This is a genomic window from Solemya pervernicosa gill symbiont (assembly GCF_002020875.1).
In the GTDB taxonomy this organism is placed as follows: domain Bacteria; phylum Pseudomonadota; class Gammaproteobacteria.
The window spans coordinates 18,568-34,146 of record NZ_MPRL01000020.1 but is presented as its reverse complement, the minus strand read 5'-3'; the positions used below and the strand labels follow the sequence as shown (position 1 = coordinate 34,146).

At 54.1% G+C, this 15,579-nt stretch carries 14 protein-coding genes and 1 pseudogene; 13 read left to right on the top strand and 2 right to left on the bottom strand.

Annotation, left to right across the window (positions count from 1 at the left end; genetic code table 11):
* Positions 1–99: 99 nt before the first annotated feature.
* The 7 genes and pseudogenes from BOW52_RS06930 to BOW52_RS06900 all read left to right on the top strand — a co-directional run.
* Positions 100–603: pseudogene (locus tag BOW52_RS06930) on the top strand (methyl-accepting chemotaxis protein); the annotation flags it as partial.
* Between the two features lie 163 nt (positions 604–766).
* Positions 767–1,297: a CNP1-like family protein gene (locus BOW52_RS06925; protein ID WP_078483364.1), complete on the top strand. Its 531-nt coding sequence runs from the start codon at positions 767–769 to the stop codon at positions 1,295–1,297.
* 37 nt (positions 1,298–1,334) lie between these two features.
* On the top strand, positions 1,335–3,221 hold the full coding sequence (gene parE / locus BOW52_RS06920) for a DNA topoisomerase IV subunit B (protein ID WP_078483363.1): 1,887 nt from the start codon (positions 1,335–1,337) through the stop codon (positions 3,219–3,221).
* A gap of 704 nt (positions 3,222–3,925) precedes the next feature.
* Positions 3,926–4,354, top strand: a complete 429-nt coding sequence (locus BOW52_RS06915) for an RDD family protein (protein WP_078483362.1) — start codon at positions 3,926–3,928, stop codon at positions 4,352–4,354.
* A 128-nt stretch (positions 4,355–4,482) separates the two neighbouring features.
* Positions 4,483–5,253 carry a ceramidase domain-containing protein gene (locus BOW52_RS06910; protein WP_078483361.1) on the top strand — a complete coding sequence of 257 codons (771 nt, stop codon included), beginning with the start codon at positions 4,483–4,485 and terminating at the stop codon, positions 5,251–5,253.
* Positions 5,254–5,329: 76 nt separating this feature from the next.
* The gene (locus tag BOW52_RS06905) at positions 5,330–5,989 is read left to right on the top strand and encodes a hypothetical protein (protein WP_078483360.1); all 660 of its coding nucleotides are present in this window, start codon (positions 5,330–5,332) and stop codon (positions 5,987–5,989) included.
* A gap of 61 nt (positions 5,990–6,050) precedes the next feature.
* Positions 6,051–6,587, top strand: a complete 537-nt coding sequence (locus tag BOW52_RS06900) for a hypothetical protein (RefSeq protein ID WP_078483365.1) — start codon at positions 6,051–6,053, stop codon at positions 6,585–6,587.
* Positions 6,588–6,698: 111 nt separating this feature from the next.
* Here BOW52_RS06900 and BOW52_RS06895 read toward each other — a convergent pair whose 3' ends face one another.
* Entirely contained in the window at positions 6,699–7,427 is a 729-nt protein-coding gene (locus tag BOW52_RS06895) for a pseudouridine synthase family protein (RefSeq protein ID WP_236725660.1), read from the bottom strand.
* A gap of 195 nt (positions 7,428–7,622) precedes the next feature.
* Between BOW52_RS06895 and BOW52_RS06890 the strand changes: the two genes are divergently transcribed.
* Positions 7,623–7,883, top strand: a complete 261-nt coding sequence (locus tag BOW52_RS06890; RefSeq protein WP_078483358.1) for a DUF4389 domain-containing protein — start codon at positions 7,623–7,625, stop codon at positions 7,881–7,883.
* 113 nt (positions 7,884–7,996) lie between these two features.
* Positions 7,997–8,365: a DUF2784 domain-containing protein gene (locus tag BOW52_RS06885; RefSeq protein WP_078483357.1), complete on the top strand. Its 369-nt coding sequence runs from the start codon at positions 7,997–7,999 to the stop codon at positions 8,363–8,365.
* On the opposite strand, the gene BOW52_RS06880 is transcribed toward BOW52_RS06885, so the two are convergent.
* On the bottom strand, positions 8,362–9,069 hold the full coding sequence (locus BOW52_RS06880; RefSeq protein WP_135622118.1) for a class I SAM-dependent methyltransferase: 708 nt from the start codon (positions 9,067–9,069) through the stop codon (positions 8,362–8,364). The two genes, BOW52_RS06885 and BOW52_RS06880, sit on opposite strands and share 4 nt — an antisense overlap.
* Before the next feature lie 110 nt (positions 9,070–9,179).
* Here BOW52_RS06880 and BOW52_RS06875 point away from each other — a divergent pair, with 110 nt between their 5' ends.
* The 4 genes from BOW52_RS06875 to BOW52_RS06860 all read left to right on the top strand — a co-directional run bounded on the left by BOW52_RS06875 (position 9,180) and on the right by BOW52_RS06860 (position 15,544).
* On the top strand, positions 9,180–10,814 hold the full coding sequence (locus tag BOW52_RS06875; RefSeq protein ID WP_172840219.1) for a putative bifunctional diguanylate cyclase/phosphodiesterase: 1,635 nt from the start codon (positions 9,180–9,182) through the stop codon (positions 10,812–10,814).
* A 104-nt stretch (positions 10,815–10,918) separates the two neighbouring features.
* Positions 10,919–13,174, top strand: coding sequence for a DNA topoisomerase IV subunit A (gene parC / locus BOW52_RS06870; RefSeq protein WP_078483354.1), 2,256 nt, complete (start codon positions 10,919–10,921; stop codon positions 13,172–13,174).
* 158 nt (positions 13,175–13,332) lie between these two features.
* Positions 13,333–14,217, top strand: a complete 885-nt coding sequence (htpX, locus tag BOW52_RS06865) for a protease HtpX (protein WP_078483353.1) — start codon at positions 13,333–13,335, stop codon at positions 14,215–14,217.
* 85 nt (positions 14,218–14,302) lie between these two features.
* On the top strand, positions 14,303–15,544 hold the full coding sequence (locus BOW52_RS06860; RefSeq protein WP_078483352.1) for a DUF1015 domain-containing protein: 1,242 nt from the start codon (positions 14,303–14,305) through the stop codon (positions 15,542–15,544).
* The last annotated feature ends 35 nt before the right edge of the window (positions 15,545–15,579 follow it).

The following is a 15,579-nucleotide window of genomic DNA, read 5'->3' as shown; positions in this document are numbered from 1 at the left end:
TCGGGGCGCCGTAGGCATAAACGGTCGCGTTAAGTATTTGCCGCTTGCTTGGGCTTGGATGCCCAAAACATGCTTCCGCAAAAATAGCGACTCCCCGACCTGAATGTGATTCGTGGTATCGCTGAACAGACCAATCTGCTCGCGCTGAATGCGGCAATTGAAGCGGCACGTGCCGGCGAGCAGGGGCGTGGATTTGCGGTAGTCGCCGATGAGGTACGTACTCTCGCAAGTCGTACCCAGGACTCCACCCAGGAGATCCAGCAGATGATCGAGCGGCTGCAGGAGAGTGCACACAATGCCGTCACGGCCATGGAGACGAGCAGCAGTAGCGCCAATCGAGGTGTAGAGCAGGCGAACGCAGCGGGTTCATCACTGAAGTCGATTGTTGATGGTGTCACAACCATCAAGGATATGAATCTGCATATCGCCAGTGCCTCAGAGGAGCAGAGTTCAGTCACCAACGAGATCAACGCCAATATTGTCGATATCAATGGTGTTGCCGATCACAGTGCTGAGCTGGCTACTCGACTTGAGCAGGCGAACGGTGAGCTTGTGACAGTCTCCAGTGAGCTCAAGTCTCTGGTTGAACAGTTTAAGACCTGATCCAAATCGTCCGGGCAGGGCGAGAGGAGGGGCGTAGACCGAAACGGTCTGCGCCCTTTTTTATTGTCTGGGGCTGAGGCTTATTAATTTCTACCATCACAGGTAGAATGCAGCATCACAAATTGGATGGCTGGAAATAGAACTTGTGTTAAAACAATTGCTTATGGTTACGGTTGCCGTGGCGGTGTTACCCGTTGCAGCTTTTGAAGAGTATCTTGGTGGTGGTAAGGCACCGCTGAATGAACACTATATCGATGATGATCCCTGGAAGGAGAGTGAAGCGGTGCTACCGCCCTATCCAGTGGACGACAATCTGCTTCCCGTTGCTATCGATACCGCCAACCGCAGTTACCGTTTCCTGATAGATGAGAAGGCGCTCTCAATTGGTGAGGATCGTATTATTCGCTACACCCTGGTGGCAGAGACTCGCAGTGGGGGGCGTAATGTCTTCTACGAGGGACTCAACTGCACCACGCTCGAGTACAAGCGCTATGCCTACGGGACCAGTCAGGGCGAGTTCCGCAGGATGCGTCAGCCAAAGTGGAAGCCAATTATGCGTGAGGGCAGTGGCCGTTTCCGTCGCGACCTCTACGACTTCTACTTCTGCAAACGCGGTAGAACCTTCGATAACGAGAAGTCGATTATCCAGAACATCCGCTATCCAAAAAATGGTGGCGCCAGCGATATTCGCTGATGCCGTATAACGACCAAATTAAAGCTGAATTGAAATTATGAGCAACGCCTACGACGCCTCCGCTATCGAAGTCCTCACCGGCCTGGAGCCGGTGCGCAAACGCCCTGGAATGTATACCCAGACCGAGCGCCCCAACCACCTCGCTCAGGAGGTGATTGATAACTCGGTCGATGAGGCGGTGGCGGGTCACGCCAAGCAGATCGATGTGATCCTCTACAAGGATCAATCGCTGGAGGTGCGTGACGATGGACGTGGTATGCCGGTCGATATCCACCCGGTTGAGGGGATGCCCGGCGTCGAGGTGATCCTCACCAAGCTGCACTCCGGCGGTAAGTTCTCCAACAAGAACTACCAATTCTCCGGTGGTCTGCACGGTGTGGGTGTCTCGGTGGTCAATGCACTTTCCAAGCACCTTGAGGTTTGGGTGCGGCGCGAGGGCAAGGAGTACAACATCGCCTTCAAGGATGGCCACAAGGTCTCCAATCTGGAGGAGATTGGTGAGGTCGGTAAACGTAATAGTGGTACCACCGTCCGTTTCTGGCCCGATAAACAGTTTTTCGACTCCTACAAGTTCTCACTGCCTCGCCTCAAGCATGTACTACGCGCCAAGGCGGTGCTCTGCCCCGGACTGCGTGTGCGCTTTACCGATGAGGCAAGTGGTGAGAAGGAAGAGTGGTACTACGAGGATGGTTTCAAAGACTATCTACTCGATGAGCTTAACAATGTTGAGCTGCTTCCAGAGACACCCTTTCTCGGCAGCATGGCTGGCAGCACTGAGGCGGTCGATTGGGCCGTGGTCTGGTTGCCCGAGGGCGGAGAGGCGGTCGGTGAGAGTTACGTCAATCTGGTCCCCACCGCGCAGGGCGGTACCCATGTAAATGGTCTGCGTACTGGACTTACCGAGGCGGTGCGAGAGTTTTGTGAATTTCGTAACCTGCTGCCGCGAGGTGTGAAGCTCGCTCCCGACGATGTCTGGGATCGAGTCAGTTATATCCTCTCGGTCAAACTGGCCGATCCACAGTTCTCCGGTCAGACAAAAGAGCGCCTCTCATCGCGTGAGTGTGCGGCGTTTGTCTCTGGTGTGGTGAAAGACGCCTTCAGCCTCTGGCTCAACCAGCACACCGAGCAGGGAGAACGTATTGCTGACCTGGCAATCAATAGTGCTCAGAGCCGTATGCGGGCCGGCAAGAAGGTCGCACGTAAAAAGGTCACCCAGGGTCCAGCGCTTCCCGGCAAGCTCGCCGATTGTGCCTCGCAGGATCTCGCACGTACCGAACTCTTTCTTGTAGAGGGAGACTCGGCGGGCGGTTCTGCCAAGCAGGCACGTGATAAAGATTTCCAGGCGATCATGCCGCTACGTGGCAAGATCCTCAACACCTGGGAGGTTGATCCCACCATGGTGCTTGCCTCACAGGAGGTGCACGATATCTCAGTGGCGATCGGTGTCGATCCGGGCTCCGATAATCTCAAGGGACTACGTTACGGTAAGGTCTGCATTCTTGCCGATGCCGACTCCGATGGTCTGCATATCGCCACCCTGCTTTGCGCACTCTTCGTACGCCACTTCCGTCCACTGGTACAGGCGGGCCACATCTATATGGCAATGCCACCGCTCTATCGAATCGATGTGGCCAAAGAGACCTTCTATGCACTCGATGATGCCGAGAAAGAGGGTGTCCTAAATCGAATCGAGGCCGAGAAGAAGCGCGGCAAGATCAGTGTCACTCGATTCAAAGGGCTGGGTGAGATGAATCCCAAACAGCTGCGTGAAACCACACTCGCCCCCGATACCCGTCGTCTGGTGCAGCTCACCCTTGAGTCGGGTGATGACACCAACCAGCAGATGGATATGCTGTTGGCGAAAAAACGCGCTTCAGATCGGAAGGCATGGCTGGAGGCCAAAGGCGATTTAGCTGAGGTTTGATCTGTAGCCAGCGCAAGGCTGGTTACTTGCATAAGATGGTCGTAGTCGTTTGAAAAGCGAAGCGATGAACAAATAGTATGGAGAGAATGGTATGGATGCCTTTTCGAGTAAAAAATTAAATATCAATCAAATAAATCTTCATTTGTTTCCGATGAAGATTGTCTGTCTATTGTCCTTGGATATCTCTTAATCCGTTGTGATTGTTCGTTCTGTTTAGCACTCTCTGAGCGAATAAAGATGGAGGTTGTAACGAATCGGTTGAGCCTCGAGGATGTGCAGTTGAGAGAGAGTTTCAGTAGATAGCAAATGCTGACTGATATTCGACAGAATAGTTCGCGTTCTTACCACATCAGAAATAGAAACGTTCAGCAGGTCGGTTCTGAAAACCCAAAGTACCGTATGCGAGCGGGTGATAGCTTTGTCTTTTCACCAATCTATTGTGGAGGGAGTGCTGTAGCATCCGAGCTTCCCCGATCTGTCGACGGGTGATCAGTTCTTCGATGAATTTCAATTTGAGGCGTATCGTGAGTTTTACTGTTAGATTGGAAAGCGGGTGTTTAATGAGTGTGAGGTTCCTGTTGCAGTGTAACAGGGGGTTAAGAACGGTTAGCGAGTTATATAGATTGAATACGTCGTCTGAATGAACAGGTTTATTTGGAATGACAGTGTGTCGATGGTAATGAGAAATAATAAGGAGAGGTTGCATGGCTGACACAGAGTACGCAGGTTTTTGGATTAGGTTTGGCGCGGTGATGATTGATCTGGTGTTCATGCTGATTGTTGTCTATATACCGCTTTCTTTTATCTATGGTGAGCAGTTCTGGTTGGATGAGAAAATCATCCATGGTTTTTGGGATGTAATCCCATTTGTGGCAACCATCTGGTTCTGGCGGCGGTTTCTCGGTACGCCTGGAAAAATGGCACTCAAACTCAAGGTCGTTAACGCGCGTAGCGGAGAAAAACTTTCGACTCTCCAGGCGATTGGTCGTTACTTTGCTTATATACCAGCAATGTTACCGTTGGGGTTAGGGCTGATATGGGTGGGTATCGACAAGAAAAAGCAGGGCTGGCATGACGAACTGGCTGGTACGGTTGTGATACGGGACACGGCAAAAGAGACGGTTCGTTTTTAAAGCTGAGGTCTGATTGAGTTCAAGACCGGTAGTGCATTGTGTAACACATTTACACTTCTAATGTGTTCAATATGGTTTAGTCATATATAACAATTTAGCGGTGATAAAAGGATTTTGGATTGGTTATTTTGAAGGGTAGTAGAGAGAAACTAGGTGCCGTACTGATTGCAGTGGCCGGATTGCTTGGTGTGATTGTACTGTTTGCGCAGGGTGCCATTCCTCAGGACACGGCATATCACGATTTTAAAGATCAACGAACCATTATGGGCGTGCCCAACTTCTGGAACGTGCTCTCCAACCTTCCGTTTTTGATCGTCGGTGCGATCGGGTTCTACAAGGTAACGATCTCAGATCGGCTCAAGATCATTATCAACTTTCGCATCGCTTACGGACTGCTGTTTGCTGGTACGGCACTGGTCTCCTTAGGTTCCGGCTATTATCATCTCTGGCCCAACAACGAGACGCTGGTGTGGGATCGACTGCCGATGACCTTTGCCTTTATGGCGCTCTTCTCGATTGTTATCAGTGAATATATCTTTGTAGACCTTGGCAGGCGGTTGTTTGTGCCGTTGGTGATTGTCGGTGTTGCATCGGTGGCCTACTGGCACGTAACTGAGTTGCGAGGAGAGGGTGATCTGCGTTTCTATGCGCTGGTGCAGTTTTTCCCCATGTTGGCGATACCAATTATTCTGCTGACCTTCCGTTCGATGTTTACGACGGCTTCGGGGTATTGGTGGCTGTTTGTGGCCTATCTGGCTGCGAAGCTGCTCGAGCACTTTGATGGCGAGGTCTATAGTCTGCTTGGTTTTATTAGTGGTCACTCGTTAAAACATGTGGCAGCTGCCCTGGGTGTCTATGTGTTGATGGTTTCATACCAGCGTCGCATTGGTGCGGAATAGTAGGGCTGTCTATACGTATTTAAAAAATAATAATTAAAGCCTCTGCTGTCGACTAGAGACAGCCGCGGGAGTAGCTATGTTTATTGGACACTTTGCTGCAGGATTTGCGGCTAAATCGGTGGCGCCAAAGTTATCGCTGGGATTACTCTTTATCGCCGCTCAGTTCGTCGACCTATTGTGGCCAACGCTGCTGCTCTTCGGTGTTGAACAGGTACAGATCGTGCCGGGTGCAACGGTCGTCACACCGTTGATATTCGAGGATTATCCGGTTTCGCATAGTCTGTTGGCGGTTGTTCTCTGGGGGGTGTTGCTCGGGGGTGGTTATTATCTGCTGCGCAGGGATCGGATCGGAGCAGCGCTCTTGATGCTGTTGGTGGTCAGTCACTGGACACTCGACACGCTGGTACACCAGCCCGACCTGCCGCTGCTGCCGGGTAGCGACTTCATGGTCGGTCTGAACGCCTGGTCCTCTTTGCCCCTCACACTCCTTATCGAATTGTCGCTGTTTACACTCGGTGTGTGGCTCTATCTGCGAGTGACAGAAGCGATCGATCGAGTTGGTGTATGGGCGCTGTGGGGCTTGATCCTTTTTCTTCTGACTATCTATGCGGGCAATCTGTTTGGTGAACCACCACCCAATGTCGAGATGATCGCCTGGGTTGGACATGCGCAGTGGTTGCTGGTCCTGTGGGGTTTCTGGATAGACAGACATCGCCGCGTGACGATAGATGCTTAATCTCTTCCCATCTATGTAGACTGCTACGCTTACTAGCATTGATGCGATAGCTGGAGGCGTGGTGGGCAATCTCTTAAACGAACATATCGATTACAAAATCGAACGGACCGGGTTTGGCGTCTGGCGCCACTATCTCTACGAGAGTGGTGCACGGTTCTCTGAGTTTCGCAGTCATCAAGAGCTATTGAACTGGCCACTGCTTCACTATATCCACGGTATATCGCCCGAAACGGGCAGACGTGTGGTAGCCAAGGGTGTTATTGCCGTAGAACGACTGGCGATGGGAGGTGTGGCGATTGGCCACGCCTCATTTGGTATTGTCGCCATAGGGCAGCTGGGTCTGGGAATATTATTTGGTCTGGCTCAGCTCTCAACCGGTTACTGGGCCATTGGACAGGCAGCGCTGGGGGTTGAGTTCGGCCTGGGTCAGTTGGCGACGGGGGAGACGGCTATCGGGCAGCTCGCCTTTGGCGATTATGTGTTGGCACAGGTTGGATGGGGTGAGCACGTCTGGGCAGAGGGGCAGCAGGATCCTGAGGCGGTAAGTTACTTTCAGGATTTATGGCAACGGGTGAAACTCTTCTGGGAGGCTGTTTGAACGATTAAATATCAACCATAGGTCGCGGATTGTGCTTCGTTTCATCCGAGCTACGAAACACTACAACTCGAGATGAATGATGATTAATGGCACAACCTTGCCCTGAAGAGATTAACTATTTGAAGGGAGTGAGTCTGGAAGGTTGAATGACTTTCGCCAGTGGGTGACAGGGCAGGCGAAGGTGAGTTGATAGGCGGTGAGGCAGAGATCTTCGCTGTCACCTTTCTGGCCGTAGAGGCGATCACCTACAACGGGAAATCCTGCCTCTGCCAGATGACGTCGAATCTGGTGTTTTCGCCCTGTCTCGATCGAGACATCCAGATGAGTTCGATTCTGTTCACCATTGAAGGCCAGCTTGGTGATCAGGCTGCGGGCGCTACGTCCTTCAATTTCTCGTTCGATTAATTGCGGTTCAGGTGTGTCGGGGAATTCGCCGTGTACGGTGACCCGATAGCGCTTGTCGATGGAGCGCTGTTGAAACATGCGAGTAAATTCAGCCGCAACCCTTTTTTTATGCGCGATGATAATCAGACCGGTCGCCGCACGATCAAGACGGTGGACGATAAAGGCGGGGCGCTCCGGCTCAAGGTTCTGCTCCACCCAGCGATTGATGGTGCAGTGGTCACCATATTTTGAACCCTGTGAACGCATGCCGTAGGGCTTGTACCAGACGCTGTAATCACCCTCGTCGGCGACCAGTGTGGGTGGTGTGGGTTCTTCGGCCAGTACCTGCTCATCATAGTAGAGATGCAGGGTGTCACCGGCCAGTGGCTTGCGCTTTGCGCGGCGTAGGCGTGCGGTGTGCTCGTCATGGGTGAGCCACACGGCACCCTTGCTCATGGTCTGCTTGATACGCTGCTTGGAGAGGCCGCTGGCGGCTGAGAGTAGGTCGACAGCGGTGGTCTCGTCGTTCTCGATCTCGAGATGGTGTTCGAACTGCTGTGGTTGGTTGGTCAGTCATATCAGATTGCCAGACGGTGATGGCGGTCTATTGTAGAGGAAAGACGGGGATAATAGTTGGGAGTGTGATTCGATATGGACAACGAAAAGACGACTCAGAATGGACGTGGCTCTATCGGGCGACGGGCGCTCTATATGGTGCTGTTTGCGCTCTTCTACTCGGTGGCTGAACTGGTACTGGTAGCCGTAGTCATGATTCAGTTTCTGATTGTGCTATTTGGCGCAGAGTCGAATCGGCGGCTGCTACTGTTTGGTGCTGAGCTTGGGCGTTATATCTACCAAATTATTCGTTTTCTCACCTTCAACAGTGAACAGCATGTCTACCCCTTATGGTGATTGGCCTCGTGACGGGCGTGCCACGGGGGCTGAACCAGAGCTGGATACGATTGTGAATGAGAGTGATACGGATGGTTGTTAAATCACTGATTTGTGATTGGGAGTAGGTGGGGGTGACGTATCGTCTGCTCGCCGATGGCATCGTGTTGCTCCATCTCTGTTTTATTCTGTTTGTGATCTTCGGTGCGGTGGCGCTCTACTTCCGGCGTGGATTGATCTGGTTCCATCTGCCTGCCGTCGGCTGGGCAGCTCTGATTGAGTTAAATGGTGGTCACTGTCCGCTGACGCCTCTGGAGATTAAGATTCGCGAGGCGGCAGGTCAGATGGGGTATGAGGCGGGCTTTATCGACCATTACATCATTCCGTTGATCTATCCTGGCGAGATCACCTCGGAGGTCGCTGTTACGCTGGGTATTGCTGTACTGCTGTGGAACCTGCTGGCCTACGCCTGCATCTATCGCTGGTGCCGGCGCAACGGTTAGATTCGACGCAATAGATCGACGCGAATCGGCATCTCGAAGAGCGCACCCGTGGGACCGTTGTGGATCTCGAACATCTCCCGCACCCGCTCCAGCAGTTCGGGTGCAATATTGTGTTCGGTGTGGGTAACCCCGATGACCTTCTGCTCGAACTCGGAAAAACTGGCAAAGGCGTTGGGTGCATCGAAGAAGGTCTCGCTTGCCAGCTCAAACTGCGTCGAAGCGACTGCTCGAGAGGTGGCTGCAAAGGCCGCCTGGCGTACGGACTCCTCATTGTGAAACATGCGTAGTATTTCATTGAAGTCACCGGCAAAAACCGGCTCTGAAATGTAGGCATAGCCACCCGGTTTTAGGATGCGTGCGATACCTGAGAAAGCCTGATCCATATTCCCAAGTGGTACGTGGTGCAGCGATTTGAACATCATCACCACATCGGTGCTGCCATCGGCCATTGGGATCGACTCAGCGCCTGCAAGCTGGAAGGTGACGTTGGGTAGATCGGTGATGGTTAGATTCTGTTGGTGTTGGATCTGATCGACCTCGAAGGCGTGAATCTGACTGTCTGGATGTCGCTCTGCAATCTGCCGTGTGTGTTGAGCCCCACCGCAACCGAGCTCGACGATGACGGCATCCTCCAGAGAGAGCAGCGATTCGTAGATTGTCTGCTCTTCACTGGGGCGGTAGTGGTCAGGTTGGGCTATAACCATAGTTCCGGTCGGCATGTTCGATTCCGTAGTGTTGTAGTGATAAGCCACATGCTAGCATCAAATTCTAACGATATGCGGTGATGCTATTTGGTGTTTGCATTGGAGAAGAGATGAACGAGACACAGGGTGTTTTTGCGCGCTCCGCGCTGCTGCTTCGATCACGCGTTAACCGTTTCGCGATTCAGGGTTTGGTTGTTGCGCTGGCGGCTGTGGGCGTAGCGAGTGCGGTGGTTGGTTACATGCACACCGATCAGCTTTCGCTCGATAGCATCATGTATGCGCAGCAGATCAACTCAGCGCTCTGGATGCTCGATGCAATGCCATTTCTCTTTGCGCTATGGGGGCAGTACGCCGGTTCAATCATGTCGATCGAAGCGGGGGCGATGGTGCTCGACCAGACCCGTGATCTACGCATGCAGGCGGAGTCGCTGGAGATTCAGCTGGCCCACGACACCACCCATGACCGCCTCACTGAGCTGCCCAATCGGGTGCTGTTCCACGACCGTGTTGGTCAGGCGATCGAGGCGGCGCATCGTGACCTGGGTCAGCTGGCGCTGTTGGCGGTCAACATCGACAACTTCAAATCGGTCAATGAGGCGTTGGGCCACTTCAGCGGAGATCTGCTGCTCAAACAGGTCGCGGGACGCCTGAAGAGTGTGGTGCGTAGTCCCGATACGGTGGCACGGCTGGGAGGGGATGAGTTTGCACTGCTCGTTCCACATCTCAACACAGGTGAGGATGCCAAGCTGGTCGCTGACAAGGTGGTCGAGGTGCTCAAACAACCTTATCTGTTGGGTGGGGTGGAGATTGAGATGCTTGCCAGTATCGGCATTGCTATCTATCCCGACCACATCAGTGATGCTGTGGGGCTGCTGCAAAAACTCGATGTCGCGCTCTACAGTGCTAAACAGATCAGTGGTTACTCGACCATGGTCTATTCGCCGGAGCAGGATCAGATGAATCCGGAACGGCTCTCCCTGTTGGGGGAGCTGCGTCGGGCAATTGAGCGCGAAGAGCTCGATGTCTACTACCAGCCCAAGGTCAATATCAAGGAGGGGCGTACCGTGGCGGTCGAGGCACTGGTGCGCTGGAATCATCCGCAGCGCGGCATGCTGCCACCGATCGAGTTTATTCTACTCTCCGAACGAACTGGACTGATCAAACCATTGACCCTGCATGTGCTCAATGAGTCGGTCCGCCAGTGCGCAGAGTGGCACCAGGCGGGACTGGAGATCCATGTGGCAGTGAACGTCTCGGCCAAGATGCTGCTCGATCCTGAATTACCCTCGCTGGTGGTTGAGATACTTAAAAAACATCAGCTGGCATCAAACCACCTGATTATCGAGATCACCGAGAGTTCGATCATGGAGGATCAGGAGCGGGCGCTGGCCAATGTCACCAAGCTGGCGGAGCTCGGTACGCGCATCTCAATCGATGATTTCGGTACCGGTTACTCCTCGCTCGCCTATCTACGTCGTCTACCGGTCGATGAGATCAAGATCGACCAGTCGTTCGTGATGCCGATGCTGGAGAACGACAGTGATGCGGTGATCGTCAAGGCGACCATCGGTCTGGTCCACAATCTTGGTATGTCGGTCATTGCTGAGGGGGTTGAGAGTGGTGAGATTCTGCAGAAGCTGGGGGAAATGGATTGCGATCAGGCGCAGGGTTATCACATCAGTCGACCGGTACCGGGAGCGGAGCTGACCAAGCTGCTGACCGATTCAGCCTGGTCTGTCGCCTAAGCCAGCACACAGCCGCTATTCCGTATAATTACCCCACCGTGGTGCCCGCCACGGTGTATGATATGCGACTAATTTTAATAGATAGATAGCCCAAGACCCGCCCTATGAGTGACACCCCAGAGATGAATTTCGAAGGCGTTGAGCGCCAGCCGATCAAGCAGTTTACCGAACAGGCCTATCTCAACTATTCGATGTACGTAATCATGGACCGCGCCTTGCCCAATATCGGCGACGGTCTGAAACCGGTACAGCGTCGTATTATCTACGCGATGAGTGAACTGGGGCTGAAGGCGGGTTCCAAGTATAAAAAATCGGCACGTACCGTCGGTGACGTGCTCGGTAAGTTCCATCCCCACGGTGACTCTGCCTGTTATGAGGCGATGGTGCTGATGGCGCAGCCTTTCTCCTATCGCTACCCGCTGGTCGATGGTCAGGGTAACTGGGGTGCCCCAGACGATCCGAAGTCATTTGCGGCGATGCGTTATACCGAATCGCGTCTGGCCAAATACTCCGAGCTGCTGCTACAGGAGGTGGGGCAGGGCACCGTGGACTGGACGCCAAACTTCGACGGTACACTGGAGGAGCCGCTGGTGCTGCCATCACGGGTGCCAAACATACTGCTTAACGGCACCACCGGTATCGCGGTTGGTATGGCGACCGATATTCCACCCCATAACCTGCGTGAGGTAGTGAGTGCCTGCATAAGATTACTCGAGGCCCCCCGTAGCTCAGTGACCGATCTGCTGGAGCATGTGAAGGGACCCGATTTCCCGACCGATGCGGAGATCATTAGCTCGACCATTGAACTGCAGCGTATCTACGAGCTGGGTAACGGTTCGGTACGTATGCGCGCCAAGTGGGAGCGGGAAGAGGGCGATGTGGTCATCACCGCGCTGCCTCATCAGGTCTCAGGTGCCAAGGTGCTGGAGCAGATCGCCCAGCAGATGCAGACGAAGAAGTTGCCTATGGTTGAGGATCTGCGTGATGAGTCAGATCACGAGAATCCGACCCGCCTGGTGATTGTGCCGCGCTCCAACCGCGTCGATATCGAGGGGCTGATGTCACACCTCTTCGCCTCGACCGATCTTGAGCGCACCTATCGCGTCAACATGAATATGATCGGTCTCGATGGCCGACCGCAGGTGAAGAACCTGCTCGACATCCTCGCCGATTGGCTTCGATTCCGCACCGAGACGGTCCGTCGTCGTCTCCAGCACCGTCTCGACAAGGTCAATAAACGCCTCCATCTGCTCGATGGTCTGCTGGTCGCCTTCCTCAATATTGATGAGGTGATTCGCATTATCCGTAGCGAGGATGAACCGAAGCCGGTACTGATGGAACGCTTCTCTCTCACCGAGGTTCAGGCCGACTACATCCTCGATACCAAGCTGCGCCAGCTGGCACGCCTTGAGGAGATGAAGATCCGTGCCGAGCAGGAGGAGCTGGCAGCCGAGCGTGATGGATTGGAGAAGATCCTCGGCTCCGAGGCGCGTCTGAAGACGCTGGTGAAGAAGGAGCTGATCAAGGATGCTGCCGAGTATGGTGATGATCGTCGTTCGCCGATTGTCGAGCGCTCTGCCGCACAGGCGATGGACGAGACGGCGCTGATTAGCAGTGATCCGGTCACCGTGATCCTCTCCGAGAAGGGGTGGGTGCGCGCTGCCAAAGGACATGAGGTCGATGCCTCTACGCTCGCCTACAAGTCGGGTGATAGTTATCTTGGAACCGCACAGGGTAAGAGTAACCAGCTGGCGGTCTTTATCGACTCCACCGGTCGCTCCTATGCGCTGCAGGCACATACCCTGCCATCGGCGCGTGGTCACGGCGAGCCTCTCACTGGTCGACTCAATCCTCCCGATGGTGCGCTGTTCCGCGCCGTGTTGATGGGCGCTGCTACCGACCTCTACCTGATGGCCTCCGATGCAGGCTACGGTTACGTGGCGAAGCTTGAGGATATGCAGGGGCGCAATAAGGCGGGCAAGGCGGCGCTCAAACTGCCCAACGGCTCCAATGTTCTGCCACCCATTCGGGTCACTGACTATGAGAATGATCTGCTTGCCGCAGTAACCAATGAGGGGCGCATGCTGGTCTTCCCACTCAAGGAGTTGCCGCAGATGGCACGCGGTAAGGGTAACAAGATTATCGGAATTCCCTCGGCGCGTGTTGTCAGTCGCGAGGAGTTTGTAGTGGCCGCCGTGGTAGTGCCGAAGGGTGAAGGGATTACGGTGGTTGCAGGAAAACGTCACACCAACATCAAGGCGAGTGATCTCGAACACTACTACGGTGAGCGTGGTCGTCGTGGTAGTAAACTGCCTCGCGGCCTGCAGAAGGTTGATGCGGTTGAGGTGACAGAAAAATAGTTACTCGCCCAGCGGCAACGAATAGCAGATCCCGTTGGTGTCAGTCGGCATTGACGGGAATCGCTGTCCACAGATTTTGCGTCCTGATTGAATTTTCTCCCAATACCCCCATCTAAAGCCCAGTATTAACTTCTCTTTTTTAACGAGGATCGAGACCGATGTTTAGTCGTATTGCGCTGTTTTTATTGGCAAACTTTGGTGTGCTGGCAGTGCTTAGCATCTCTATGCGGGTGCTGGGTGTCGACCGGATGCTGGCCAGTGGTGGAGGTTTTAACCTGACTGGCTTGCTGATCATGGCCTCGGTGATGGGTTTTGCCGGCTCATTTATATCGCTGGCTATATCGAAGTGGATGGCGAAACGCTCGATGGGCGTACAGCTGATCACTACACCCTCCACCAGCACTGAGACATGGTTGGTCGATACCGTGCGGCGTCAGGCACAGCAGGCGGGCATCGGCATGCCGGAGGTCGGTGTTTTCAACTCACCACAGCCGAATGCCTTTGCCACAGGTATGAATAGAAACAATGCACTGGTCGCTGTGAGCACTGGCCTGCTGCAGCAGATGCAGCGCGGTGAGGTAGAGGCGGTGCTGGGTCATGAGGTGAGTCATGTCGCAAACGGCGATATGGTGACGATGGGACTATTGCAGGGTGTGCTCAACACCTTTGTGATCTTCTTCTCGAGAGTGATCGGTATTTTGATCGATCGTGCAATTTTCAAGATCGAACGTGGTGTCGGCCCTGGTTACTGGATCGGTTCGATCCTCGCCGAGATGGTGCTCGGTATTCTGGCGGCGATGGTGGCGATGTGGTTCTCCCGTTATCGTGAATTTCATGCCGATAGTGGTGGCGCAAGGCTCTCCAGTCGACAGAACATGATCGCCGCGCTGGAGGCACTGAAGCGTGTTAGCCAGCCAAAGGATCTGCCGGGTGAGATGGCCGCCTTCGGTATCTCTGGCGGCATTGGTCACGGTCTGGCCAAGCTACTGCGCAGCCACCCACCACTCGATCAGCGTATCGCGGCGCTTCGCGCGGCAGGTTAACGGGAAGGCCCTGATTGTCTGTGGTCGGGGGCGGAGTAGAACGGTAGAATAGCGGGCTTCTAATAACCACCGAGGAAGCCTGCACATGAGCCTGATTCGTCCCTTTACCGGTCTGCGTCCCGTACCTGAGCGTGCTGCCGATGTTGCTGCACCCCCCTACGACGTACTGAACACAGCCGAGGCGCGCGAGCGGGTTGTCGGTAAACCGCTGAGCTTTCTGCATATCTCCAAGCCGGAGATCGATCTGCCCGAGGGAACCGACCCTTTCGATGCGAGCGTCTATGCCAAGGGGGCTGAGAATCTGCAGCGCTTGATCAGTGACGGTGTTTTGATTCGCGATGATTCACCCTGTTATTACCTCTACCAGTTGGAGATGGACGGCCACATACAGACGGGTCTGGTCGCGGCTGCTTCGGTCGAGGCGTATGACGAGAACCGTATTCGTAAACATGAGTTCACCCGTCCTGAGAAGGAGGATGATCGTGTCCGTCAGGTCGATGCACTTAACGCACAGACCGGTCCGGTCTTTCTGGTGCACAAATACCAGGCAGAGGTTGAGACGATGGTGCGCGAGGCGACTGCCGGTGAGCCACTCTATAATCTGACCGCAGATGATGGCATTCGCCACACCCTCTGGGTGATGGATGATGCGGCGAAGACGGCACGTCTGACCGAACTTTTCGATGCAATGCCCTGTATCTATGTGGCAGACGGTCACCACCGCTCGGCTGCTGCTTCGCGCGTCTGTGCCAGCCGTAAGACGGACAATAGTAATCATAGTGGTGAGGAGAGTTATAACTACTTCCTCACCGTGATCTTCCCCGATAACGAGATGCAGATTCTCGATTATAATCGTGTCGTTGCAGATATGAATGGTCTCGATAGGGAGACGTTCCTCTCCAAGGCGGCTGAGTCGTTTACTGTGACGGCTGAAACTGGACAGGTGAAACCGGGTAAACCGCAGGAGTTCGGTATGTATCTGCAGGAGCAGTGGTATCGTCTGACGATAAACAGTGATTTGGTACCAGCCAATGATCCGGTCGGACAGCTCGATGTGAGTCTGCTGCAGAATAATCTGATCGAACCGCTGCTCGGTATCAGCGATCCACGTCGTGACAAACGTATCGACTTCGTCGGTGGTATCCGCGGCATGGATGGGCTTGAGAAGCGTGTCGATTCCGGTGAGATGACACTGGCCTTCTCACTTTTTGCGACCGGTATGGCTGATCTGATGGCTGTTGCTGATGCCAATGAGGTTATGCCTCCCAAGTCGACCTGGTTTGAGCCGAAGCTGGCCGATGGCCTGGTCTCACACGTACTCGATTAAACACGAGCCAGTGAAACAAAAAAGCCGCTGCTACA